This is a genomic window from Corynebacterium doosanense CAU 212 = DSM 45436, assembly GCF_000767055.1.
Taxonomy (GTDB): Bacteria; Actinomycetota; Actinomycetes; order Mycobacteriales; family Mycobacteriaceae; genus Corynebacterium; species Corynebacterium doosanense.
The window spans coordinates 2134426-2157682 of the sequence record NZ_CP006764.1 but is presented as its reverse complement, the minus strand read 5'-3'; the positions used below and the strand labels follow the sequence as shown (position 1 = coordinate 2157682).

At 67.4% G+C, this 23257-nt stretch carries 21 protein-coding genes and 2 tRNA genes; 15 read left to right on the top strand and 8 right to left on the bottom strand.

Translation table 11 applies throughout. The features are described from left to right. Nucleotides 1-45: 45 nt before the first annotated feature. Complete coding sequence (locus CDOO_RS10540) at nt 46-1980, bottom strand: FAD/NAD(P)-binding protein (RefSeq protein WP_020384502.1); 1935 nt, start codon at nt 1978-1980, stop codon at nt 46-48. Nucleotides 1981-2190: 210 nt separating this feature from the next. Between CDOO_RS10540 and CDOO_RS10535 the strand changes: the two genes are divergently transcribed. From CDOO_RS10535 to CDOO_RS10505, 7 genes are all read left to right on the top strand, one after another. Then, nucleotides 2191-3831, top strand: a complete 1641-nt coding sequence (locus CDOO_RS10535) for a TIGR04028 family ABC transporter substrate-binding protein (protein WP_018020606.1) — start codon at nt 2191-2193, stop codon at nt 3829-3831. Then, a complete protein-coding gene (locus tag CDOO_RS10530; RefSeq protein WP_018020607.1) occupies nt 3832-4779 on the top strand; it encodes an ABC transporter permease in 948 nt (315 codons plus the stop codon). Beyond that, nucleotides 4776-5624: an ABC transporter permease gene (locus tag CDOO_RS10525; RefSeq protein ID WP_051063929.1), complete on the top strand. Its 849-nt coding sequence runs from the start codon at nt 4776-4778 to the stop codon at nt 5622-5624. The genes CDOO_RS10530 and CDOO_RS10525 overlap by 4 nt, the downstream gene beginning before the upstream one ends. Before the next feature lies 1 nt (nt 5625). Continuing rightward, nucleotides 5626-7254, top strand: coding sequence for a dipeptide ABC transporter ATP-binding protein (locus tag CDOO_RS10520; RefSeq protein ID WP_018020609.1), 1629 nt, complete (start codon nt 5626-5628; stop codon nt 7252-7254). Between the two features lie 11 nt (nt 7255-7265). Beyond that, complete coding sequence (locus CDOO_RS10515) at nt 7266-8477, top strand: alkylhydroperoxidase domain protein (protein WP_018020610.1); 1212 nt, start codon at nt 7266-7268, stop codon at nt 8475-8477. Between the two features lie 77 nt (nt 8478-8554). Beyond that, nucleotides 8555-9076, top strand: a complete 522-nt coding sequence (locus CDOO_RS10510) for an acyl-CoA thioesterase (RefSeq protein WP_018020611.1) — start codon at nt 8555-8557, stop codon at nt 9074-9076. Nucleotides 9077-9081: 5 nt separating this feature from the next. Then, the gene (locus CDOO_RS10505; RefSeq protein ID WP_018020612.1) at nt 9082-9711 is read left to right on the top strand and encodes a DUF8185 domain-containing protein; all 630 of its coding nucleotides are present in this window, start codon (nt 9082-9084) and stop codon (nt 9709-9711) included. On the opposite strand, the gene chrA is transcribed toward CDOO_RS10505, so the two are convergent. The 3 genes from chrA to CDOO_RS10490 are packed head-to-tail and all read right to left on the bottom strand — an operon-like array spanning nt 9708 to nt 12370. Then, on the bottom strand, nt 9708-10898 hold the full coding sequence (chrA, locus tag CDOO_RS10500; protein WP_018020613.1) for a chromate efflux transporter: 1191 nt from the start codon (nt 10896-10898) through the stop codon (nt 9708-9710). The two genes, CDOO_RS10505 and chrA, sit on opposite strands and share 4 nt — an antisense overlap. Nucleotides 10899-10946: 48 nt before the next feature. Next, complete coding sequence (locus tag CDOO_RS10495; RefSeq protein WP_018020614.1) at nt 10947-11336, bottom strand: globin; 390 nt, start codon at nt 11334-11336, stop codon at nt 10947-10949. Nucleotides 11337-11341: 5 nt separating this feature from the next. After that, a complete protein-coding gene (locus CDOO_RS10490) occupies nt 11342-12370 on the bottom strand; it encodes a mechanosensitive ion channel family protein (RefSeq protein WP_018020615.1) in 1029 nt (342 codons plus the stop codon). A 127-nt stretch (nt 12371-12497) separates the two neighbouring features. On the opposite strand from CDOO_RS10490, the gene CDOO_RS10485 reads away from it, so the two are divergent. Next, a complete protein-coding gene (locus CDOO_RS10485; protein WP_018020616.1) occupies nt 12498-13646 on the top strand; it encodes a cystathionine gamma-synthase in 1149 nt (382 codons plus the stop codon). Between the two features lie 19 nt (nt 13647-13665). Further along, on the top strand, nt 13666-14808 hold the full coding sequence (locus tag CDOO_RS10480) for an acyl-CoA dehydrogenase family protein (RefSeq protein ID WP_018020617.1): 1143 nt from the start codon (nt 13666-13668) through the stop codon (nt 14806-14808). 614 nt (nt 14809-15422) lie between these two features. Here CDOO_RS10480 and pepN read toward each other — a convergent pair. Continuing rightward, nucleotides 15423-17942 (bottom strand): aminopeptidase N, encoded by a 2520-nt coding sequence (gene pepN, locus CDOO_RS10475; RefSeq protein ID WP_018020618.1) that lies wholly within the window; start codon nt 17940-17942, stop codon nt 15423-15425. Nucleotides 17943-18028: 86 nt separating this feature from the next. Here pepN and CDOO_RS10470 point away from each other — a divergent pair, with 86 nt between their 5' ends. Both CDOO_RS10470 and CDOO_RS14120 read left to right on the top strand, forming a co-directional pair. Beyond that, nucleotides 18029-18643, top strand: coding sequence for a mycothiol-dependent nitroreductase Rv2466c family protein (locus CDOO_RS10470; protein ID WP_018020619.1), 615 nt, complete (start codon nt 18029-18031; stop codon nt 18641-18643). A gap of 105 nt (nt 18644-18748) precedes the next feature. Continuing rightward, entirely contained in the window at nt 18749-18919 is a 171-nt protein-coding gene (locus CDOO_RS14120; RefSeq protein ID WP_018020620.1) for a hypothetical protein, read from the top strand. 83 nt (nt 18920-19002) lie between these two features. Here the strand turns inward: CDOO_RS14120 and CDOO_RS10465 are convergent, their stop codons facing one another. After that, nucleotides 19003-19302 (bottom strand): ArsR/SmtB family transcription factor, encoded by a 300-nt coding sequence (locus CDOO_RS10465; RefSeq protein WP_018020621.1) that lies wholly within the window; start codon nt 19300-19302, stop codon nt 19003-19005. A gap of 96 nt (nt 19303-19398) precedes the next feature. On the opposite strand from CDOO_RS10465, the gene CDOO_RS10460 reads away from it, so the two are divergent. Further along, a complete protein-coding gene (locus CDOO_RS10460) occupies nt 19399-19872 on the top strand; it encodes a ribose-5-phosphate isomerase (RefSeq protein ID WP_018020622.1) in 474 nt (157 codons plus the stop codon). Between the two features lie 79 nt (nt 19873-19951). Here the strand turns inward: CDOO_RS10460 and CDOO_RS10455 are convergent, their stop codons facing one another. Continuing rightward, entirely contained in the window at nt 19952-20770 is an 819-nt protein-coding gene (locus tag CDOO_RS10455; RefSeq protein WP_018020623.1) for a hypothetical protein, read from the bottom strand. Nucleotides 20771-20913: 143 nt separating this feature from the next. Here CDOO_RS10455 and CDOO_RS10450 point away from each other — a divergent pair. The 3 genes from CDOO_RS10450 to tig all read left to right on the top strand — a co-directional run bounded on the left by CDOO_RS10450 (nt 20914) and on the right by tig (nt 22636). Further along, nucleotides 20914-20988, top strand: a tRNA-Gly gene (locus CDOO_RS10450). 142 nt (nt 20989-21130) lie between these two features. After that, nucleotides 21131-21204: transfer RNA gene (locus CDOO_RS10445), tRNA-Pro, on the top strand. Nucleotides 21205-21277: 73 nt separating this feature from the next. Then, nucleotides 21278-22636, top strand: a complete 1359-nt coding sequence (tig, locus tag CDOO_RS10440) for a trigger factor (protein WP_018020624.1) — start codon at nt 21278-21280, stop codon at nt 22634-22636. Nucleotides 22637-22659: 23 nt separating this feature from the next. Here tig and CDOO_RS10435 read toward each other — a convergent pair whose 3' ends face one another. Next, the gene (locus CDOO_RS10435) at nt 22660-23214 is read right to left on the bottom strand and encodes a TetR/AcrR family transcriptional regulator (protein WP_018020625.1); all 555 of its coding nucleotides are present in this window, start codon (nt 23212-23214) and stop codon (nt 22660-22662) included. Nucleotides 23215-23257 lie beyond the last annotated feature (43 nt).

Below are 23257 nucleotides of genomic sequence, written 5' to 3'. Positions count from 1 at the left end.
GAGACCGCCCGACCCCGCTTCGCCGAGGGGGTCGGGCGGTTTCTGTTATCTAAGGCCCAGCTGGGTTAGCGCGTCGACCGCCGCGGCGTCGGTTTCCCGGAGCATGAGCGGGTCCGTGCCCGGCATGGGGGAGATGGTGGTGTCCGGGTGCTGGGCGTGGGTGGGGATTCCCAGCAGGTGGATGCGCGGATCCAGTGCACCGTCGGCGCCGACCAGCCTGCGCGTGGTGGCGTCGACCTCGGGGGAGGCGCTCGGCGCGGGCTCACCTTGCGGGCCCAGAAGCGTGAACGGCCGGGCTCGTTCGGCGGCGAGCAACGACTGCGTGAGCGGATCCCCGGGCCGGCGGATGTCGGGGGAGTGCATCCAGGCGTCGACCAGCGTGCGGGAACGGTGCGGGGTGTCGCCCGTGGTGGGGGAGCGGACCTCCCAGGCGCCGTCGCGGACGGTTGCCGAGGGGCGCGCGCCGATGAAGCTGGCCAGACCGGCGTCGACAAGCGCGAGCAGCTGGCGGGTGCGAAACAGCGGCGGGCCGGATCCGGCCATCTGGCCGAACGCCATCATCGCCGCGAACTCCCCGCGCCGGGACTCGAAGGTGAAGCGCCCCTCGGCGCCGAGGATCTGCGAGGGTTTGCGGGCGGCGCTGATCTCCCACAGGGCATTCTTCAGCGGGGACTCCCTGGCCAGCACCGCATGCCGGATGTCGTTCTTCATGCTCGCCGCGATGCGTTCGGTGAGCTCGTCGGTGGATTCCCGGACCCCCGCGAGGGGATGCGCCCACCGGGAGAGGTCGAGGACGCGGTCGGGGTCGATGAGGTGGGGCGCAACAGCCTGGGGGAGCTCGTCCGGGTGCCCGGCGGCGTCGATGGCCGAGAGGAGCTCGTCCAGGCTCGTGGTGATCGCGCCCGGGTCGACGCGGGCGACGGTCCGGTAGAACGCGTCGTAGGCGTCCCGGGCGATCGCGGGCCAGACCTCGGTGCCGAAGTCGATGGACGCCGACCCGCGGTGCTCAGCGGAGATGCGTGCGGCGACCTCGCGGAACCTGGTCAGGCGCGCGGCGGGAGGAAGGGAGCGGTACTCGGACTTGGGCAGGTAGGGGTAGCCGCGGCCGGAGGTGATGAGGAAGCGCGGTTCGTCGCCGGAGGCCTCGTAGCGCAGGCCCGAGCGGGCCGAGTCGTCCGGGATGAACCTTCCGCCGCGGTCGAGGGTGCACAGGGCCATGACGTCGAAGAACCCCATGCCCAGGCCGCGGACCAGGACGTCCTCGCCGGCAGTAATGTCCGTGAGGTTCTGCGCCAGCGGGTTGGCGGGGCGGATCCATGTGAGGTCCGGATGCTCCTCCATAGACCGGGAGAAGGACTCTTCCTCCGCGGTGTCCGCCGGGGTGAGCCAGCCCAGGGAGAGGACGGTCTGCTCGGCGGTGATCTCGGTGCCGTCATCCAGAGTGAGCACGTCGGCGGATCCTTCGGCGCGCACGGTGGTGACCTGCGCATGGTGGGTCTGCACCCGGACCCAGTCCGGGAGCAGGGCCAGCGCCGTGTCATACGCCCAGCGCAGGTACTCGCCGTAGAGCGCGCGGGAGGGGTTGGATTCCGGCCGGGTCTCGTCGATCTCGGCGCGGAAGCGCTCGAGGGTGTCATCCGCGGGCGGGAAGCGGTCGAAGAGTTCGGCGGCGGGGGCGGGCACGCCGTCCCGGTCACCCCGGAGCAGTCGGATCCAGTCGTACTGGATGGGGCCCTCGACCACCGGAGCGGTGACCGACGCGCCCGGCTCTGTGAAGAGTGTGACTGCGCCGGCGAGGGTGTTCATGCACAGCGTCCGGGTCTGGTCGGTGCGCCAGATCTCCCCGGCTCCGAGCTCGCTCGGCTCGATGAGGTGCAGGGTGAGCTCGGCCGGGGGCTGTCCGCTCAGCGCGGCGGCGAGTCTCTCCACGACGGAGATTCCGCGGGGTCCCATACCAACGACGGCAAGGGAGGGGGACATGGCAGCACTTCCTCAACGATTCGACGAAACAGACCATGCGGTCTGTAAAAATATACTGATCAGTCTAGCAGTGTGTTACTCTCGCTCTTCAGTTGCGATGCCCGCACCTCACCCGCGCCGCACGCCACCTCAGAACGATCCCCAGGAAGGCGACCGAAGATGAACGGGCAACCCCGCCACCCAGCACACCGCACGAGAACACGCCTGGTCATGGCTGTGATCGCCGCGGCCGCCGCCGCGTCCCTGCTCGCGGCGTGCACGAGCACCCCGAGTGAGGACACCCAGGAGAGTGAACAAACGCTCACCTACCTGGAGCCTATCTTCTTCACCACCCTCTACCCGCCGGCAGCCGGTTTCTACCCCAACGGCAACGTCATGAACCAGATCGGCGACCGGCTGCTCTACCAGGACCCGGACACCCTCGAGCTCAGCCCGTGGATTGCCACCGACCTGCCGCAGGTCAACGAGGACGCCACCGAGTACACCTTCGACCTGCGCACGGACGTCACCTACTCCGACGGCACCCCGCTGACCCCGGAGAACGTCGTGGCCAACTTCGACCTCTACGGCAAAGGCGACAAGTCCCGCAAACTCACCGCCTCGGAGCAGATCACCAACTACGACCACGGCGAGGTCGTCGACGAGGACACCGTTCGCTTCCACTTCTCGGCCCCCGCCCCGGGATTCGCTCAGGCGACCAGCACGTTCAACGCCAGCCTCCTGGCCGACTCCAGCCTGGAGTTCGCCAACGAGCAGTTCGCGCCGGGCAACGCCACGAACATCATCGGCTCGGGTCCGTTTGTCATCGCCGACGAGCAGCTCGGCACGGAGCTCACTCTCACCGCCCGGGAGGACTACGACTGGGCACCGGCCGCCCGTGAGCACCAGGGGCGCGCGCAGCTCGACAACATCCACTACGTTCTCGCCGCCGAGGAATCGGTGCGCACCGGTGCGCTGGTGGCGGGGCAGGCGGACATCGCCCGGCAGATCGAGGCGCCCGTCGAGACGCATCTTCTCCAGCAGGGACTGCAGATCGTCTCCGCCCCGACGAACGGCGTGAACAACAGCCTGAACTTCCGGTTCAAGAACCCCCTGCTCGCCGACATCCGCGTGCGCCAGGCCATCATCGCCGGCGTCGACCGCGAGAACATCAAACGCATCCTCTTCTCCGATTCCTACCCGCTGGCCACCTCGGCGCTGTCGAGCACCGCCCGCGGCTACAAGGAACAGGAGGGCGGGTACGTGCACGACCCGGACAGGGCCAGAGAGCTACTCGACGACGCCGGCTGGACCCCCGGTGCCGACGGCATCCGCGAGAAGGATGGACAGCGATTGTCGCTGACCGTCAACGAGGCGATCCCGCAGCCCCGCTCGCGCGAGGTGATCACCATGATCCAGGAGCAGCTGGGGGAGATCGGCATTGAGATCCACCTCAACCCCGGCGACCAGGCCACCCAGGACGCCATGTCCAAGGACTTCACCACCATCCCCGTGCGCCACACCATGGTCGGACGCGCAGACTACGACGTGATCAAGTCCCACCTCTATTCCGCCAACCGCAACGAGCTGCTCAACGCGACGCTGGTGGACGGCACCGAGGAGATCGGGGACCCGGTGCTGGAGGAGCTGCTCATGAAGGTCGCGTCCAGCCCCCGCGAGGAGGACCGCGCGGCCGCCTCCGGTCAGGTGCAGGACTACCTCACCGAGCAGGCCTACATGCTGCCGCTGTTCGAGGAACCCGTGGTTTACGGGCTGCAGCCCTACGTCCGCGGCTTCGCTCCGGAATCCGTCGGCCGGGCGAGCTTCTACGAGGCCTCCATCGACACCGAACTGAAGAAGGAGCTGTCCTAGATGAGCACCGGCAGAATCCTCCGACGGGTCGCGCAGGCGGCCGTCGTCCTCTTTGTCACCTTCACCCTGTCCTTCCTGCTGCTCTCGGCGCTGCCGGGCGACGCCGTCCTGGCGCGTTACGCCAGCCCGGACCTCGGCCTCTCCGCCGGGGAGATCGCCGACATCCGCGACGCCTACGCGGCGGATGACCCGCTGATCGTCCAGTACCTCAGCGTGCTGGGCGGATTCCTCACCGGCAACTTCGGCTACTCGGTGCAGAGCGGAACGCCTGTGTCCACGCTGCTGGCGGAGAACCTGCCGCAGACCCTGACCCTCGCCGTGTCGGCCTTCGTGCTGGCGGTGGTGCTCGCCCTGTTCATCGCCGTGCTGGCCTCGATCGGCCGGGTGAATGTCATCCGCAGTTTCTTCCAGTCCCTGCCCTCGCTGCTGGTGTCGCTGCCGAGCTTCTGGCTGGGCATCGTGCTCATCCAGTTCCTCTCCTTCCGCCTCGGACTCGTCCCCGTCATCGGCGGCTCCCCGGCGCAGAACCTCATCCTGCCCACGATCACCCTGGCCGTGCCCATTGCGGCCCCGCTGGCGCAGGTGCTCATCCGCTCGATCACCGAGGTCAGCGCACAGCCGTTTGTCACCGCCGTGCGCGCCCGCGGTGCCGGGGAACTGCGCATCCTCTTCGGCGACGTGCTGCGCAACTGTCTGCTCCCCGTGCTCACCATTGCGGGGCTGTTGTTCGGTGAGCTCGTCGGCGGCGCCGTGGTCACCGAGGCGGTCTTCGGCCGGGCGGGAGTCGGCAGCATGACCGTGCAGGCCGTGGCCAACCGCGACACCCCGGTCATGCTCGCCATCGTCGTCATCGCGGCGTTTGTCTACATCCTCATCAACCTGCTCGTCGATCTGCTCTACCCCGTCTTCGATGCGCGCCTGCGCCGGACCGAAAGGGCGACCTCATGACCACCCCTGTAAGCGCCGTCACCACCTCGAGAAGAAGGCGCGCCCGCGTGCGCAACCCGTGGACCTCGCCCGGAGTGGTGCTCAGCATCATCGTGCTCGGCCTCGCCGTCCTCGCGGCGCTCGTGCCCGGGTTATTCACCGGCCACAGCCCGTACTCGGGCGAGACCGTCGCCCTGCTCCCGCCCTCGGGCGAGCAGTGGTTCGGCACCGACTCCGTCGGCCGCGACCTCTACGCCCGGGTGGTCTACGGAGCCCGGCAGACCCTGCTCGGCGCGCTCATCGCGGTGTTGGTCGGCATCGTCTTCGGCACGCTCCTGGGCCTGCTCGCCGGCTCGTTGCGCGGCTGGGTCGACACCGCAATCATGCGGCTTGTCGACGTCCTGCTCAGCGTTCCCGCCCTCCTGCTGAGCCTCGCGGTGATCATCCTGCTGGGCTACGGCACGATCAACGCCGCCATCGCCGTGGGCATCACCTCGGTGGCCACCTTCGCCCGCATGGCCCGCTCGCAGGTCATCAGCGTGGCCGGCGCGGACTTCGTCGAGGCCGCCTACGGGTCCGGCGGCACACGGTCCCAGGTGCTGTTGCGCCACATCCTGCCCAACTCGCTGACCCCGGTGCTCGCGCTGGCTGCGTTGCAGTTCGGCTCGGCGATCCTGCAGCTCTCCGTCCTCGGATTCCTCGGCTACGGTGCCCCGCCGCCGACCCCGGAATGGGGCCTGCTCATCGCCGACGCCCGCGACTACATGGCCACCGCCTGGTGGCTCACCGTTCTTCCGGGTCTGGTCATCGTCCTGGTCGTGCTCGCGGCCAACCACCTCAGCCGTTCCATCCGAAGGGAGGCATGACATGAGCGAACCACTGCTGCGCATCGAGGACCTGGTCGTCTCGTATGAGACCCGCGCCGGAAACGTCGCCGCCGTCAACAGCGTCAGCCTCGAGGTATTCGCCGGCAAAACCACGGCGATCGTCGGTGAGTCCGGCTCCGGCAAGTCCACCACCGCCCGCGCGGTGATCGGCCTGCTGCCGGACAATGCCGGCATCGACTCCGGTGAGGTGCTTTTCGACGGCCGCCCGATCACCAACCTCTCTCCGCGGGAGTGGAAATCCCTCCGCGGCGCCCGCATCGGGCTGGTGCCGCAGGATCCCGGAAACTCCCTCAACCCGGTGAAGACCGTCGGGCAGGCGGTCAGCGACGCCCTGGCGTTCCATGGCCGCGGCTCGGCCGCCGAGCGCCGGGCCCGCACCATCGAACTCTTCGAACGAGTGGGCATCGATCGCCCGGAGGCGCGCTTCGACCAGTACCCGCACGAGCTCTCCGGCGGCATGAAACAGCGGGTGCTCATCGCCGCGGCCATCGCCCCGGAACCTGACCTCATCATCGCCGACGAGCCCACCTCCGCCCTCGACGTCACCGTGCAGAAGGTCATCCTCGACCTGCTGGAAAAGATGCAGGAGGAGCTGGGCCTGGGCATCCTGCTCATCACCCATGACCTGGCGGTCGCGGGTGACCGCGCCGACCACATCGTTGTCATGGAGAAGGGCGAGGTGCGCGAATCCGGCGTCGCCGCCGAGGTGCTCACTCATCCGCAACAGGATTACACCCGCCGCCTGCTGGCCGACGCCCCCTCGCTGTCTGCCGCCGTCACCAGCCCTCGGGCCACGCCGGCGAACACCGAGGAGCCGCCGCTGCTCATCGTCGACGGGGTCACCCAACGATTCGGCGCTGACTTCCTCGCGGTCGACGACGTCTCCTTCGCCGTCCCGCGGGGAAGAACCCATGCCATCGTCGGCCAGTCGGGTTCCGGAAAGTCCACCCTGGGCAGGGCGATCACCGGTTTCCGCACACCCACCGCGGGACACATCAGCATCGACGGAGTGGAGGTCACCGAACTCTCCCCGTCTCGTCGACGGCGCCTGCGCCGCCAGGTGCAGCTCGTCTACCAGAACCCGTATTCCTCGCTCGATCCCCGCCAGAACATCGGCCAGATCATCGCCGAGCCACTGCGCAACTACGCCCGCGAGCTGGAGCTTTCCCGGTCGGACATCGCGGCCAAGGTGGAGCGTTACCTCGGCCTGGTGGCGCTGGGGCCGGAGCACCTGCCGCGCCGCCCGCGGGAACTTTCCGGCGGCCAGCTCCAGCGTGTGGCCATCGCCCGGGCGCTGATCCTCGAGCCCGAGCTGGTGGTGCTCGACGAGGCCGTCTCGGCACTGGACGTCACCGTGCAGGCACAGATCCTGCGCCTGCTCGCCTCCCTGCAGGAGGAGCTGGGCCTGACCTACGTGTTCATCTCCCATGACCTCTCCGTGGTGCGGGGAATCTCCGACACGGTGACGGTGATGAACCACGGCCAGCAGGTGGAATCCGGCCGTACCGCCGAGGTGTTCGCGCACCCGCAGAGCGAGTTCACCGCCGAACTCATCGCCTCGATCCCGGGTTCGAACTACCGGGACGGCTCCCTCAACCTCGGACTGTGAAAGGACCTTTCGTGACCGACATCATCAACTCCCTGGCCAGCGGGCCGACACAGCTGCGGGACCTACGCCCGGACGCCAAGGCCAACGCGCAGAAGAGCTTCGAGGCGCTGCTCGAACCCGCCTCACCCGGTGGCTTCACCCAGACCGAGCGTTACGCGGTGGCGGCCTACGTCGCCGGGCTGCACGCACAGCCGCGCGCCGCGGAGTTCTACTCCGATCTGCTTGGCGACGACGCCGCACCCACCCTCGTCGACGCCGTCACCGAGGCGATCCGCGCCGGCCAGGCGCACGGCCCCTACGGCCAGTTTCGCGAGCCCGACCTGCGCGAACGTTCCGAGCCTGGCCCCCAGGTCAGCCACGCCGGCCTCGGGTTGGGGGAGCGGCTCACCGCGGCCTTCGACGTGGCGCACCTGCTCGTCTTCCATCCCCGCGACAGCCGCCCGGGTGTGATCCGCCACCTCGAACTCGCCGGGTGGACGGCCGACGAGATCGTCTCGCTCACCCAGCTGATCAGCTTCCTGTGCTTCCAGCTGCGTGTCATCCAGGGTCTCGACGCGCTGGCCGGCGCCACGCCCAGCAAGACGCAGGGCACCCCGACGCTTCCGGAACTCGCCTGGCCCGACGCCCCCGAGCCGGACATCGCCCGCCCGCGGGCCTTCGTCAACCACGCCCTCGGCTGGAAACCCTGGGTCGAGCCGGTGGAGAAATCCGAGCTCACCGAGGCACAGGTCAACGCCATGATCCAGCCACGACGGGTCGACATGCCCTACTTCCGCCTGCTCGCCCGCGACCCCGACGCCCTGCGCGCCCGCACGCTCACGGACCTGGACATCTTCTACAACACCGACGGTGGCCTTGGCCGCGCCGAGCGCGAACTCGCCGCCACCGTCACCTCCATGGCCAACGGCTGCGTCTACTGCGCCTCGGTCCACGCCGGCCGCGCGGAGGAGGAGTCCGGCAGGTCCGAGGACATCACCAGGCTTATCGACGCTGGCCAGCACTCCGATCTCGGCAGCGAGCAGTGGAACGCCCTGCGCGATGTGGCGCTCCAACTGACGGCGACACCTCCGCGAATGGGTGGGGAGGACGTCGACAAGCTCTCTTCCGCCGGGCTCGATGCTGCGTCGGTGATTGATGCGGTGAACTGTGTCGCATTTTTCAGTTGGGCGAACCGGCTCATGCTGGTCCTGGGAGAACCGGAGCTGCCCCGGCGGTTTCAGTGAGGTACAGCAAACTAAAAGGTATAGAGTGGTGATCTGCTCACCAGGACCTCGATAGACGAACGGAAATCTCGACAATTATGTCTGCAGACAACAACGACTCCGACGGCGCCGTCCACTACACCACCCTGCCCGTGCGCTGGTCCGACTTCGACCGCCACGGGCACATCATGAACGCGAACTACCTGGAGTTTGCCCAGGAGGCGCGCCTGGAATACGGCGAGCACTTCTTCTTCTCCCGCGGACTGGAGTTCAACGTGTTCGTGCGCCGCGTCGAGGCGGACTACTTCCGGCCGATCCAGCCCGACACCACGCACGTGCACATTGAGACGCAGGCGGTGGAGGTGGGCACGACGTCGTTTGTCACCCGCCAGGAGATCAAGGACCGGCAGAAGCGCCTGGCCTGCGTGGTGGAGACGGTGCAGGTGGCCATCGACATGTCCACGCTCATGCCGCGCGAGCTGACCAAGGCGGAGATCGGCATCATCACGCAGGCGCCGGAGAAGAAGCCCCCGGAGGACATCCAGGATGCCGAGGTCGAGGAGGACGGTCTGGTGGATCTGGACAACCTCGAGGACTCCGGATACGGGGACATCTTCTAGTGCCTATGGAGTCCCTCGAGGTCAGCTCCGGTGGGCCGGGCCTGATCTCCCTGCTGGGTCGCGCGGTCGGGCTCGACGCCGCGGCGTCGGCAAGGTTCCGAACGCTTGTCGACGACTCCATCGACGTCTTTGTCACCACACCCTTCGAGGTCACCGCTTCGCGCCGCATCACCGGATCGGTGTCCCGGGACGGTGCGGTCGTGGCCGCGTCCGACCTGCTCAACTCGGTGCAGACCGACGCGCGTTCCATCGGGCCCGCGCGCGACCCCAACTGGCCGGGCGCGCTGCCGCCGGCCACGGGGTTCGAGCTCGTGGACACGCTGCCGGTGACGGTGGTGCGCCAGCTCGCCGACGACGGCCGGAATCTCGCGCGCCAGTTCTCCGGCCCGATGGGACCGCCCGCCTCGCTGCTCAACCAGACGGTCATCACCGTCGAGGGAGGCGGCCACAGCGTGGAGGTGCCCATGCGCATGGTGTTCACTTGCACGTCCCTGGGCCTTATCCCGGGATTCAGCGCCGCGATGGACATCCCGCGCCACCTGCGGGTCTCCACCGCGGGCCGGTGGGTGCGCATCGACGCCCCCTTCGGCACCGTCTACCGCTCGACGGGGCTGGGCAACGTGCTGGCGCTTTAGCCCCGCAGTGAGAGCAGCAGCCATCCGGCGAGCGCCCCGAACGCGGCGACCGACCAGGGCGGGAGCTTCCACACCGCGAGCATGAGCCAGGCGATCGCCGCCACGGCGAGTGATCGCGGGCCGGTGATGCCGTGGGTGAACACCGGGTCGTAGAGTGCGGCGAGCAGCAGGCCCACCACCGCAGCGTTGATGCCCGCGAACGCCGCTCTGAGCAGGGGGTAGTGCCGCCAGCGCGACCAGAAATACATTCCCGCGACGATGAGCAGCGCAGAGGGCAGGAAGATCATCACCGTGGCCAGCACGGCCCCGGAGATGCCTCCGTCCACCGCCCCGAGGTAGGTGGCGAAGGTGAACAGCGGCCCCGGCACGGCCTGCGCCACCGAGTACCCGGCCAGGAACTCCGCCTCGCTCATCCACTGCCCGCCCACGGCATGCGCCTGCAGCAGCGGCAGCACCACGTGCCCGCCACCAAAGACCAGCGCGCCGGTCTCGTAGTAGGCGTACGCCCGCGTGAGCACCGGGCCGCCCACGAATCGCGCTCCAGCCCACAGGCCCGCGAGCAGGGCGAAGTAGAGGGCCACCGCGCCGTAGCCCGCCCACCGGGGGACGGGGCGGAGGGTCTCCGGGGACGGCTCCGTCACCTTTGTCTGCGTGCGTAGCAGCAGCATCCCCAGCACACCGGCGGCGACGATGACCGTGACCTGGATGGCGGAGTGGGCGACGAGCAAGACGGCCAGCGCCGAGGCGACCGCGATGGTGGCCGTGACCGGGGTGGAGGCCAGTGAGCGGGCCATGCCGGACACCGCGTGGAAGACCACCCCGACGGCGACGGCGAGCAGCCCCCGGATCCACCCGGATTCCGGGTCGATGCCCGTGCCCGTGACAAACAGGCCGAAGGCGCCCAGCACGAGTGCCGAGGGGAGGGTGAAGAAGATCCAGGCCAGCGCCATCCCGGCCCAGCCGCCGCGGTGATAACCCAGGCCCATGCCCACCTTGGACGAGCCCGCGCCGGGCAGGAACTGGGAGACGGCGACCAGGTCCGCGAAGGCGTGGTCGCTCAGCCACGTCCGGCGCTCGACGAAGGCGGTGCGGAAGTACCCCAGGTGCGCGGCCGGCCCGCCGAAGGAGGTGAGCCCGAGGGCCCCGAAGGAACGGAGGACGTCGAGGACTGCACTGGGGCGGGGCACGGCGGAGATGCTACCGCCGCGAACTGGTGGACGCAGCGTCGAGAAGCGTCAGTCGTCCTTGTTGATCATCATGTACGCGACGCGTTCCATGTGGTTCCAGATGGCGGCGCGCTGCTCGTCGTTGATCGTCTCCGCGTCGATCTGGTCGAGGGAGCGCTGCATGAGCTCCAGCCACCGGAAGGCGGCCGCGGAGTCGATCTCGAAGGGGAAGTGGCGCTTGCGCAGCATGGGGTTGCCACGTTTCTCCTGGTAGGTGCGCGGCCCGCCCCAGTACTGACAGAGGAACCAGAACAACCGGTCCTCGGCGCCGGACATGTCGTCCTCGGGATACATGGGGCCGAGAATGTCGTCATCCGGCACCTGGGCGTAGAAGCCACGCACGAGCTTGCGGAACGTGGGTTCGCCACCGATGGCGTCGTACATGGTGTCGCTGGTCATGGGGTCTATTCCTCCGTGGCTGAGTAGGCGGCCGCACCGATGCCGCGCGGGTAGGGCATCTGCACGCCCGCGGTGCGCAGGGCGTTGATGAGCTTGGACTGCACCACACGCTGCACGTCCCACTGCCTGCCGGGCAGCGTCTTGATGGACACGCGGTAGACCACATGGTCTGTCTTGATCGTGGTCAGGCCGTTCATCTCCGGCTCGTCGATGATGCCGTCGGCGATGGCGGGATTGGCGGTGGCCTCGGTGATGGCCTGGAGAATCGTGTCCCACGCCTTCTCGGTGTCGTTGGTCAGCGCGACGGGGACCTCGATGCGGGCGATGGAGTACTCGTCGGAGAGGTTGCCCAGGCGCAGGATCTCGCCGTTGCGCACGTACCAGAGTGTGCCGTCGATGTCGCGGATCGTGGTGATGCGCAGGGAGATGTCCTCGACGTCGCCGGTGATCTCCTCGCTGACGTTGACGGTGTCGCCCACGCCGTACTGGTCCTCGAGCAGCATGAAGATGCCGGCCAGGAAGTCCTTGACCAGCGACTGCGCGCCGAAACCGATGGCCACGCCCACCACGCCGGCGGAGGCGATGATGGGGCCGATGTTCACGCCGATCTCGGAGAGAATCGCCAGGACCGCCCACATCCAGACGACGATGCCCAGCGCCGACTTGGCCACCGACGCCAACGTGCGGATCCGCGAGCGCCGACGCTGTTCGTGCGACTTGCGCATGGCAGCGATGCGCGGATCAACCTCCTCCGTCGGCCCGGCGGCCCTGGTGCGGAACCGGCCGGTCCGCGGTTTCTTTCTCCCGCCGCGTTCGATGTTGCTTTTCGACGCTCTGTCGACAAGCCGCCTGCCCACCCACTGGACGAGCAGGGCTACCACGATGATGAGCAGGATGCGCAGGGGAGTGGCGATGAGCCACTGCTGGGCATCCGTGCTGTTCCACCAGCTGGTGACGGTGTCGACGGTGTCCGAGCTCGTGCCCGTGAGGGGGGTGTCGGAGTTCTGACTGAGGAAGAAGGTGTTCGCATTCATCGCTCTACACCGTACCGATCCCCCGGTGGACTCAGGCATGAATTAAATTCGCGCAGGCTGACCGGCTGCTGTACCGCTTGGTCTAGTGTGGTGGATCAGTCCGCCACCGACAAGGAGTGATCAGCACATGAGCGCCGACCAGAAGTCCGGGTTCTCCACCGCATCCATCCACGCCGGATATGACCCCGACTCCCACCTCGGGCCCATCAACATCCCGATCTACGCCTCCACCACCTTCGCCCAGAACGGCCCCAACGACCTGCGCGGCGGTTTCGAGTACGGCCGGGTGGCCAACCCCACGGTCGACTCCCTGGAGAAGACCGTGGCCGCGCTCGAGGGCGCGGCGCACGGGGTGGCGTTCTCCTCGGGCATGGCGGCGACCGACACGATCCTGCGCATCCTCCTGCGCCCGGGCGACCACTTGGTCCTGGGCAACGACGCCTACGGCGGGACCTGGCGCCTCATCGACAGCGTCTTCGGCCCCTGGGGCGTGGACTACACGGTCGTGGACACCACCGACGTCGACGCGGTGAAAAACGCCATCACCGACAAGACCACCCTCATCTGGCTGGAGACCCCGTCGAACCCGCTGCTCAACATCACCGACATCCGGGCCGTCGCGGCGATCAAGGGTTCGGCCAAGCTCATCGTCGACAACACCTTCGCCACCCCGTACCTCCAGCGCCCGCTGGATCTCGGCGCGGACATCATCGTGCACTCCACCACGAAGTACCTGGGCGGGCACTCCGACGTCATCGGCGGCGTGGTCATCACCGACGACTCAGCTCTCGACGAGCAACTGCGCTTCTACCAGGGTGGAGTCGGCGCCATCGCCAGCCCCTTCGACGCCTACCTCACCACCCGCGGCATCAAGACGCTCGCCGTGCGCATGGAACGCCACTGCGACAACGCTGAACGCATCGCCCGCGAGCTCGAGGCCTCCGACAAGGTCAAGGCCGTGCACTACCCGGGCCTTCAGTCCCACGCCGGGCACGCCACCGCCGCCTCCCAGATGGACCGCTTCGGCGCCATGATCTCCCTCAGCTTCCACACCCCGGAGGCGGCGCTGGCGTTCTGCACCAACACCAAACTCATCTGCCTCGCGGAATCCCTCGGCGGCGTGGAGTCGCTTGTGGAGATCCCCGCCGTGATGACCCACCAGTCCGCCACCGGCTCTCAGCTGGAGGTTCCCCGCGAGCTCGTCCGCCTCTCCGTGGGCATCGAGGACGTCGAGGACCTGCTGGCGGACATCCGGACGGCCCTCGAGGCCGTCTGACGGGGATAGGCTGGGGCGCATGACCGCCGAACAGCTGCTTACCGACGACCTCCTCCAACGCATCCGCGGCCGCGCCGCCGGCTACGACGAACGCAACGAGTTCTTCACCGAGGACCTCGCGGAGCTCCGCGACGCCGGCTACCTGCGCATGCTGGTGCCCGAGGAGTTCGGGGGCCTGGGCTTCAGCCTCCAGGAGGTCTCGCGAGCGCAGCGTCGATTAGCTCAGGCTGCCCCGGCAACCGCACTGGGCATCAACATGCACCACGTGATTGTCGCCGTCGCGTACACCATGTGGTTGCGCGGCACGGACTCCCTGAACTGGGTGTTCGACGCGGTCGTGAAGGGTGAGATCTTCGCGTTCGGTATCTCCGAGGCCGGCAACGACGCCGTACTGTTCGATTCCGCGTCCACCGCGACCCCCGACGGGGACGGCTACCGGATCAGCGGCACCAAGATCTTCACCTCGCTCTCACCCGTGTGGGACAAGTTGCTCGTCCACGCCCGCACCCCCGATGACCAGCTCGTTTTCGGCTTCCTCGAGCGCGGCGCGGAGGGTATCGACGTCAAGGACGACTGGGACACGCTCGGCATGCGCGCCTCGCAGTCCAACACGACGAAGCTGGATGAGGTTGTCCTGCGCCCCGAGCACATCGGGACGCACACCCCGATCGGTCCCAACCCGGACCCCCTCGTGTTTGGCATCTTCGGCCCCTTCGAGCTGCTCCTTGCCTCGGTCTACGCTGGGATCGGGGAGCGCGCCGTGGCCCTGGCCGCCGAGATCACCACGTCCCGGATGAGCAGGGTCAAGCAAGCGCCGTACTCCCTCGACCCCGACATCCGCTGGCAGATCGCCTCGGCCGGGATTCTCATGGACCAGGCGGTGCTGCAGATCGAGAAGCTGACCGAGGACGTCGACCGGCTCGGTGAGATCGACCACGGGGGCAAGTGGTTCCTCTACTTCTCTAACGTCAAGAACGCTGCGACGGAGGCGGCCAAGGACGCGGTCGAACTGGCGATTCGCACGTGCGGCGGCGCGCAGTACTTCCGCAGCTCGGAGCTCCAGCGCCTCTACCGCGACGTGCTCGCCGGGCTCTACCAGCCCTCGGACAACGAGTCGCTGCACTCGGCGTACGCGAAGGCGCTGCTCGGCGCGGTGGAGTAGGGGAGTCCACACGTGTGGACTCGGTCGGAGCGGGTCGAACTATGCCGCGGCATAGTTACGGTTCGTGGGTCAGTTCGATCTTGTGGGGTAAGATTCGTCCAGACGTCTGGACACTCGATGCTGTCCACACGTGTGGACTCGGTTCAGAGAATGTCGGACTATGCCACGGCATAGTGGCAGACCGCTGGTCAGAGAAGTCCAAACGCAGCAGAATCGTCCAGACGTCTGGACGATGGAAGCTGTCCACGCGTGTGGACTCGGTTCGGAGAGAGCTGAACTATGCGACGGCATAGTCGCGCACTCCGCAGCAAGCAGATCCTGCGGGGAGGATCCGTCCAGACGTCTGGACGATGAGAAGCGATGAGAACTGTCCACACGTGTGGACTCACCCAGCCCCGAGCGGGCCGAACTATGCCACGGCATAGTCGCGAAGGGTGGGTCCGTTCAATCTTGCGAACAAGATTCGTCCAGACGTCTGGACACCCGATGTTGTCCACGCGTGTGGACTCACCTGACCCGAATCGGGTCAAACTATGCCACGGCATAGTGCTCAACCGCAGGTCAGAGGCCGGCCAAACTATGCCACGGCATAGTCCGGCCGAACCTGCCCCCACCTACCGCGCGTCCACCTTGCGCAGGCGAAGGGCGCGCTCGACGCCGTCGAGACGCTCGGCCACCAGGCGACGCAGCCCGCCCTCTGCGCTGGCGAGGAACAACTCCGCCCGGGCGACGCCGTCCTCGCTGATGTCCCACGCGGGGAAGAGGCCAGCGAGGGTGCGCTGGGCCATCTCGCCCGACTGCTCGGCCCAGATCTTCGGCGCCACGGTGAAGAACTCGGCATTGAATTGCTGCAGGAGTTCGTCGTGGCCGACGTGGACGAGGCCGGCCATGGAGTGGCGCGCCTCGACGTTGGAGAGCGAGCCTTCGACGAGCTGGTCCCAAACCTCGCGCTTGACCTGTGCCTCGGGCGCGGCGGCGCGGGCCTGGATGGCGGAGAGGCGGCCGGAGGCGAAGGGGTCGCGCTGCTCCTGCTCGGTGACGAGGGTCGCGTGGCGGTCGCCGCGGGCGACGAGTGCGGTGGTGGCGCGCCAGCGCTGGTCGGCGTCGTCGGAATCCAGCAGGGTCTCCAGGTACGCGGCGGCCTCGTCGGTGAGCTCGGCGTGCACGAGGGCCTGCTCGAAGATGATCGCGGTCTCCGGCTCGGAGTCGCGGGCGCCGGCCAGGAGGGTGTCGGTGAGCAGCGTCGATTCGGCGGCCCAGGCGGGGTCGGCGTAGCGCTGCTGGGCGGCGGTGGCCTGGTTGAGGATGCGTTCGAGCACGGCGAGTTCGCTCTCGTGGCGCGCGCCGCGGGCCACGAGCCCCACGAAGTCACGTGCGCGCATGGTGCCGGCCCTGGTCATCTCCCAGGTGGCGGACCAGGCGAGCGTGCGGGCCATGGGATCGGCGATCTTGTCGATGTTCTCCACCACAAATCTCAGGGAGTCCTCGTCGAAGTCGATGAGGCCGTAGGTGAGGTCCTCGTCGTTGGGGATGACCAGGTCGCCGGCCTCGGCGCCGATGAGCTCGGTGACGGAGGTGCGCTCGCCGGAGACGTCGAGCTCGACGCGGCGGGTGCGCTGGACGGAGCCGTCGATAAGCGAGTACACACCGACGGCCAGGCGGTGCGTGCGCGGCGTCTCCCCGGTCTGCACCAGGTCGAAGCGGGTGTACTTGCCGTCCTCGACGTCGAAGTCCGCGGCGAGGTGGTTGATGCCGGTGGTCTTCAGCCACTGATCGGCCCAGAAGGAGAGGTCGCGGCCAGAGGCCTCGGCGAGCGCGCCGAGCAGGTCGTCGAAGGTGGCGTTCGACCAGGCGTGGGCGGCGAAGTGACGGCGCACCCCGGCAAAGAATTCCTCGCGCCCGACGTAAGCCTGCAGCTGCTTGAGCAGACTGGCGCCCTTGGCGTAGGTGATGCCGTCGAAGTTCTGCTCCACCGTCTCGATGTCGGAGGCGTCCGTGACCACCGGGTGCGTAGTGGGCAGCTGGTCCTGCGCGTAGGCCCAGGCCTTCTCCACGTTGGCGAAGGTGACCCACGCGGTGTCGTACTCCGTCTCCTCGGCCTGGGAGATCGCGGCGGCCCAGGTGGCGAAGGACTCGTTGAGCCACAGGTCGCCCCACCATTTCATGGTGACCAGGTCGCCGAACCACATGTGCGCGAGCTCGTGGAGGATCGTGTCGGCGCGGCGCTCGTACTTGTAGTGCGTGGCCTTGGAGGTGAACACGTACTCGTCGCGGATGGTCACACACCCGGCGTTCTCCATGGCGCCGGCGTTGAACTCGGGCACGAAGATCTGGTCGTACTTGGTGAAGGGGTACGCCATGCCGAAGTTTCGGTGGTAGAAGTCGAAACCCTGCTTGGTCTCGGTGAACAGGCGTTCGGTGTCGAGATGCTCGGCGATCGACGCCCGCGCGTACAGCCCCAGCGGCACCTCCAGCGAGGTCGGCTGATCGCCGGGAGTCTCGTCGTGGTGGGTGAGCTCGCCGCGCCACGTGTCCGTGAACTCGGCGTACTCGCCCACGCAGATGGCCACGAGGTAGGTCGAGAGAGGGTAGCTAATCGACGCCGTGTGCACAGCCTTCCCGTCCTGCTCCGAGATGGTGGTGGGCTCATTGGTGATCACGCGCCACTCGGGACGGGCGATGACGGTGATGTCGTAGGTGGCCTTCATGTCCGGCTGGTCGAAGCAGGCGAACATGCGCTTGGCGTCGGCGGTCTCGAACTGGGTGTAGAAGTACGGCTTGTCGTCCGCCGGGTCGACCGTGCGGTGCAGGCCCTCGCCGGTGCGGGAGAAGGGGATCTCGGCCGTGACCTTGAGCATGTGGTCGCCGGCGGCGAGGTCGGCAAGCTCGAGGCCCTTGTCCGGGGTGAAACCGGAGACGTCGAGCTCGGCGCCGTCGAGAAGCGCTTCCGTGATGGTGGCCGTACGGAGGTCGATGAACGTCGAACCGGCCTCGCGGGCGGTGAAGGCGACGACCGTGTCGGAGGTGAAGTGTTCGGTCGACTGCGTGAGGTCGACGGTGATGGCGTAGTGGCTCACGTCGATCAGCGTGGATCGCTCTTCGGCCTCGACATGGGTGAGATTGAGTGAAGTCATGCATGCCAGGGTAGCCATTCCCGGAATTTCACTAGGGTGGGGCAAGGAAACGATTTATTGAAACCTTAAGGAAAGAAGGATCTGTCATGGCACAGTCAGTGAAGTTCTGGTTCGACGTCTCCTGCCCCTTCGCCTGGAAGACCTCCCGGTGGATCAAGGAGGTGGAGACCGTGCGTGACATCGACCTCGAGTTCATCCCCATGTCGCTCTCCATCCTCAACAAGGACGCGGACATCCCCGAGGACTACGCCGACAAGATGAAGGCCAACTGGGGCCCGGCACGTGTGTTCGCCAAGGTCAAGAACGAGCACCCCGAGAAGATCGACGAGCTCTACACGGCCATGGGCACCATCGTGCACACCCAGGGCGAGGGCGGAAAGACCGGCTTCGGTGCCTACGACGAGGTCATCGCCCGCGCGCTCGACGAGGTCGGACTGGACGCCTCCTACGCAGACCTGGCCAACTCCGAGGAGATGGACGAGGACCTGGCCAAGTACCACCAGTCCAGCGTCGACGCGGTGGGCGAGCCCTCCGGCACCCCGGTCGTGCAGTTCGGCGACAACGCGTTCTTCGGCCCCGTGATCACCCGCTTCCCCGAGGGCGAGGACGCGGGCAAGATCTTCGACGCCTGCTCGCTCCTGGGCGAGTACCCGTACTTCTTCGAGATGAAGCGCCCCCGCACGGAAATGCCGCAGAACTAGCGGCGCAAGTGGGATACCAAAGGAGATAGATCGGCTGCGATGGCTCTGTCAGACTGATTGCAGGCCGCGGGAAACCCTGCGGCACATCATCTGAAGGGACACATCATGGCTGATCAGTTCAACGACCTTTTCGAGGGCATCTCCGGCATCTTCGAGGCTCAGTTCGGCCTCGCCAAGGCGATCATCGAGACCATCGGTACCGGCCTGGACCTGGGCTCCTCCGCTATCGAGGGTTCCTCCACCGAGGCTCCCGAGGCAGCTGAGACCGCCAAGTAGTCCACTCCAGGACTCGTCTCAAGCCCCTGCGTCCCCGATCCGGGACGCAGGGGCTTTGTGCTGCGCTAAGGGCATCAGGGCCGTCAGTGCCCGTGGCCAGAACCCATCCAGTGCAGCAGCTCGTGGACGTGCGTATCGACGATGGCGTAGTGGATGTTCCGACCGTCGCGGCGGGAACCGACCGTCTGGTTGCGTTCCATCGCCCGCAACGCCGCCGAGGCCGTGGCCACCCTCAACCCGGAGGCCTCCGCCAGCTCCGTCACGGAGGAGACGTACTGGCCCGAGGCATGAATGGCGGTGAGCAGGCGCAACCGCGAGGGGTCGCCGAGGATCTTGAAGGTGCCGGCCCAGTCCTCAAAGGGGAGGGTGCTGTCGTCGGCCATGTGCGGCTCAGCTCCTTCGGGCGGGGGAATCGTGAATCTCCTTCACCCTACGTGGGGGAGGGCTGCCGCGACCCGAAATCCGCTAACCTAGGCCCCATGCGCGTTTACCTTGGAGCAGACCATGCCGGATTCGAGACAAAGAACCTCATCGCCGATCACCTCAAGGCCGCGGGCCACGAGGTAGTCGACTGCGGTGCCTACACCTACGACGCCGCCGACGACTACCCCGCCTTCTGCATCGACGCCGCCCGCAAGACGGTCGACGATCCGGGCTCCCTGGGCATCGTCCTCGGCGGCTCGGGCAACGGCGAGCAGATCGCGGCCAACAAGGTGCCGGGTGCGCGCTGTGCGCTGGCCTGGTCCGTGGAGACCGCCCGCCTCGCACGCGAGCACAACAACGCCCAGCTCATCGGCATCGGTGGGCGCATGCACACCGGCGACGAGGTGCTCGCCATGGTCGACGCCTTCCTGGAGCAGCCGTGGTCCGAGGAGGAGCGCCACCAGCGCCGCATCGACATCCTCGCCGAGTACGAGCGCTCCGGCGTCGCCCCGGAGGTTCCGGCCGAGTAGCCCCCGCTCAGCACAGGACCCCCGCAGCACCTCTGGGAAGAGGACGCTGCGGGGGTCTTGTCGTGGTGATCAGCAGGGGCTAGTCGAAACCGAAGTCAAAGCCGAAGCCACCGTCTCCGCCGCCATCGCCACCGCCGAAGAGGCCGTCGAAGAAACCGCCGCCGTCTCCGCCCGCGTCACCGCCGCCCATGTCTCCGCCGCCGAAGTCACCGTCGCCGCCCATGTCTCCACCGGCGTCGGCGAATCCCTCGTCATAACCGGACTCGAAGGCCGCGGCGCTCGGGGCACCGGCCATGCCCGAGAACATCATGGAGAACATCATCACCGACGACATGTTCCACATACCCGTGGCCAGGGCGGGTCCCCACCAGGGACTGGAGTACCAGCCGGCCGGAACCGGACGGCCGGCGACGTTGCCGCCGGGGTAGTAGTGCTGCGCGTCATCCGTGGCCACCGGTGACGCGGTGAGGGTCTGGCCCTCGTGTTCGATGGTGCGGCGCTCCGTGACCCGGCCGGCCTGGCGCTGGCCCTCGAGCTCGGGAAGCTGCGGGCCGGCGGGCATGCCCATGATTTCCCGGGCGGCGTTGACGTAGTGCAGGCCCTCGAGCGCGGACTCGCGGGCGAGCAGGAACTCCTTCGTCGTCTGCGCGGTGGACAGCGCGGAGTTCGCAGCATTGAAGCGCTCCGAGGCATCGGCCATGGCCTGGGTGGAGGCCTGGTCGGTGCCGGAGAGGCTGAGCACCTGGCTACCCAGACGCTCGGTCCAGCGCTGCGCGTCGGCGCGGGCGTCGGCGGCCCGGTTCTGCTCAAGCTGGGCGGTGTTCTTCTTGGTGCTTCGGCCGGAGATCCAGGCGCCGGCACCCACAGCAATGGCGATGATGATGATGAGTGAGCCCACGGGAGTGCACTTTCTGTCGCTCGTACTTGATGGAAAGTTGTCTACCGGAACAACGTTCCGCGGCCGGCGAAAGTTCCGGAAGGCGGTTTTCCTTCCGGCGCACTCATGCGTTAAGCTCGTCTCGCTGCCAGATAATGGCCTGTGGGAATGTCGTATAGTGGCTAATACCTCAGCCTTCCAAGCTGAAGACGCGGGTTCGATTCCCGTCATTCCCTCCACGTAACACCTCAACCCGGCCCCCGTGGCCGGGTTTTGCGCGTTCCGGCCTGCCGGTCGCACCCCGGTTGCACCGCGGAATCCGGTCGCCCGCTAGACTCGCAAGCCGGACGATCCGGGAAAGAGCATTTTCCCTGGGCCGGACGGGGCGTGGCGCAGCTTGGTAGCGCACCTGCTTTGGGAGCAGGGGGTCGCAGGTTCAAATCCTGTCGCCCCGACGTACGGGGCCCGGGAACGGGCTCTTAGACTTAAACAAATCCGTATTAATCACGACAACCAGGAGACTTACCAGTGAAGACTTCCGTCGAGAAGCTGAACGACACCCGCGTGAAGCTGACCGTCAACGTTCCGTTTGACGAGCTCAAGCCCGAGATCGATCAGGCCTACGAGGCCATCGCTCAGCAGGTGTCCATCCCCGGCTTCCGTAAGGGCAAGGCGCCGAAGCAGCTTATCGACGCCCGTTACGGCCGTGGCCCGATCCTCGAGCAGGTCATCAACGACATGCTGCCGACCCGCTACCAGCAGGCCTGCGAGGAGAACGACCTCAAGGTCATCGGTCAGCCGGCCATCGACATCTCGAAGCTGGAGGACAACGACTTCGTCGAGTTCACCGCGGAGGTCGACGTCCGCCCCGAGGTCGACGTGCCGGACTTCTCCGACATCAAGGTCACCGTCCCGGCGATCGAGATCGACGACGCCGCCGTGGACACCGAGCTGGACAACCTCCGCGCCCGCTTCGGCGAGCTCAAGGACACCAAGCGCAAGCTCAAGACCGGCGACTTCGCCGTGATCGACCTCGCTGCCGAGATCGACGGCGAGAAGATCGACGAGGCCTCCACCGAGGGTCTGTCCTACGAGCTCGGCTCCGACGACCTCATCAAGGGCCTGGACAGCGCACTGCGCGGACTGAAGTCCGAGGAGGAGGCCGAGTTCGAGGCTGAGCTGCAGGCTGGCGAGCACGCCGGCAAGACCGCCACCATTAAGGTGACCGTCCAGCAGACCAAGGAGCGCAAGCTCCCCGAGCTCGACGACGAGTTCGCCCAGGAGGCCTCCGAGTTCGACACCGTCGAGGAGCTGCGCGAGAACACCAAGACCATGCTCGCCGAGCAGGGCAAGGGCAAGCAGGCCGCGGACATCCGCGACGAGGTGCTCAAGGCCGCGCTGGCCAAGACCGAGGTTGCTGTTCCCGAGTCCGTCGTCGACGAGCAGGCTCACCAGCAGCTGCACCAGATCCTCGGTCAGATGGCCCACGACGAGAACGCCCTCGCCGGCCTTCTCGAGGCCCAGGGCACCACCCGCGAGGAATTCGACAAGCAGTCCCGCGAGCAGGCCGAGGAATCCGTCCGCACGCAGCTGTTCCTCGACGCACTCGCCGACGAGGAGGATCCGCAGGTCTCCCAGCAGGAGCTGACCGACCACATCCTCTTCACCGCGCAGTCCAACGGGATGGACCCGTCGCAGTTCGTCCAGCAGCTGCAGCAGGCCAACCAGATCGGCAACCTCTTCGCCGACGTGCGCCGCGGCAAGGCACTCGCCGCCGCCATCTGCCGCGTCACCGTCGAGGACTCCGAGGGCAACTCCGTTGACCCGTCCGAGTACTTCGGCGAGGAGCCGGAGGATGACGACATCATCGAGGGCGACGAGAGCTAGTCTCCCGCCGTCAGGAAAGCCCGTCACTCCAGTGGCGGGTTTTTTCGTGCGCGTTCCACCTCCCTGCTGATGACGGAGACCGCGGCCTCGGGCGAAATGGCTCCGAGGTAGGCCTGCTGCACCAATCCGTCGGACAGGGCCAGGAGTGCGGCAGCTTCCAACGTGCCGATTCTGAGTCGCCGCGCGATCTCGTCGCGCGCACCGTCCTTCGCCTCGCGGAGGACCTCCCTGACCACTGCGTCCGTGGCGGCGGTGGCGAGAAAGGCGTAGTAGATCCCGACACCACGCGGGCTCTGCGAGGCCGAGGGCAGCGCGTGGGTGAGAAGCTCCGTGACGGCCGTGTCGTCGTCGACGTCTCGGGTGGCCGGGTAGCTGGCACTGGCGGAGTCGATCATCCACCGGGCGGATTCGCGGATGAGGTCGGCCCGGGTGGGGAAGTGGTGCTGGACCAGGCCTGTCGAAACGCCCGCCTCTCTGGCGACGCTGCGGAAACTCACCCCGTCGATGCCCCGCTCGGCGATCACTCCCCACACGGCTGCGAGGACGGCGGATCGTCGGTCGGAGTTCTGCGCTGACATGTGGACAGTCTAACGATACGACTGTATTCTGATTAAAAAATAC

What these genes read in the sequence shown, in the direction of transcription:
- CDOO_RS10435 (WP_018020625.1), bottom strand. Translation starts at nt 23,214, where the DNA reads ATGTCAGCGCAGAACTCCGACCGACGATCCGCCGTCCTCGCAGCCGTG.
- CDOO_RS10485 (WP_018020616.1), top strand. Translation starts at nt 12,498, where the DNA reads ATGAGCGCCGACCAGAAGTCCGGGTTCTCCACCGCATCCATCCACGCC.
- CDOO_RS10510 (WP_018020611.1), top strand. Translation starts at nt 8,555, where the DNA reads ATGTCTGCAGACAACAACGACTCCGACGGCGCCGTCCACTACACCACC.
- CDOO_RS10460 (WP_018020622.1), top strand. Translation starts at nt 19,399, where the DNA reads ATGCGCGTTTACCTTGGAGCAGACCATGCCGGATTCGAGACAAAGAAC.
- CDOO_RS10505 (WP_018020612.1), top strand. Translation starts at nt 9,082, where the DNA reads ATGGAGTCCCTCGAGGTCAGCTCCGGTGGGCCGGGCCTGATCTCCCTG.
- pepN (WP_018020618.1), bottom strand. Translation starts at nt 17,942, where the DNA reads ATGACTTCACTCAATCTCACCCATGTCGAGGCCGAAGAGCGATCCACG.
- CDOO_RS10540 (WP_020384502.1), bottom strand. Translation starts at nt 1,980, where the DNA reads ATGTCCCCCTCCCTTGCCGTCGTTGGTATGGGACCCCGCGGAATCTCC.
- CDOO_RS10495 (WP_018020614.1), bottom strand. Translation starts at nt 11,336, where the DNA reads ATGACCAGCGACACCATGTACGACGCCATCGGTGGCGAACCCACGTTC.
- CDOO_RS10535 (WP_018020606.1), top strand. Translation starts at nt 2,191, where the DNA reads ATGGCTGTGATCGCCGCGGCCGCCGCCGCGTCCCTGCTCGCGGCGTGC.
- CDOO_RS10465 (WP_018020621.1), bottom strand. Translation starts at nt 19,302, where the DNA reads ATGGCCGACGACAGCACCCTCCCCTTTGAGGACTGGGCCGGCACCTTC.
- CDOO_RS10480 (WP_018020617.1), top strand. Translation starts at nt 13,666, where the DNA reads ATGACCGCCGAACAGCTGCTTACCGACGACCTCCTCCAACGCATCCGC.
- CDOO_RS10520 (WP_018020609.1), top strand. Translation starts at nt 5,626, where the DNA reads ATGAGCGAACCACTGCTGCGCATCGAGGACCTGGTCGTCTCGTATGAG.
- CDOO_RS10490 (WP_018020615.1), bottom strand. Translation starts at nt 12,370, where the DNA reads ATGAATGCGAACACCTTCTTCCTCAGTCAGAACTCCGACACCCCCCTC.
- CDOO_RS10530 (WP_018020607.1), top strand. Translation starts at nt 3,832, where the DNA reads ATGAGCACCGGCAGAATCCTCCGACGGGTCGCGCAGGCGGCCGTCGTC.
- CDOO_RS10470 (WP_018020619.1), top strand. Translation starts at nt 18,029, where the DNA reads ATGGCACAGTCAGTGAAGTTCTGGTTCGACGTCTCCTGCCCCTTCGCC.
- CDOO_RS10525 (WP_051063929.1), top strand. Translation starts at nt 4,776, where the DNA reads ATGACCACCCCTGTAAGCGCCGTCACCACCTCGAGAAGAAGGCGCGCC.
- CDOO_RS14120 (WP_018020620.1), top strand. Translation starts at nt 18,749, where the DNA reads ATGGCTGATCAGTTCAACGACCTTTTCGAGGGCATCTCCGGCATCTTC.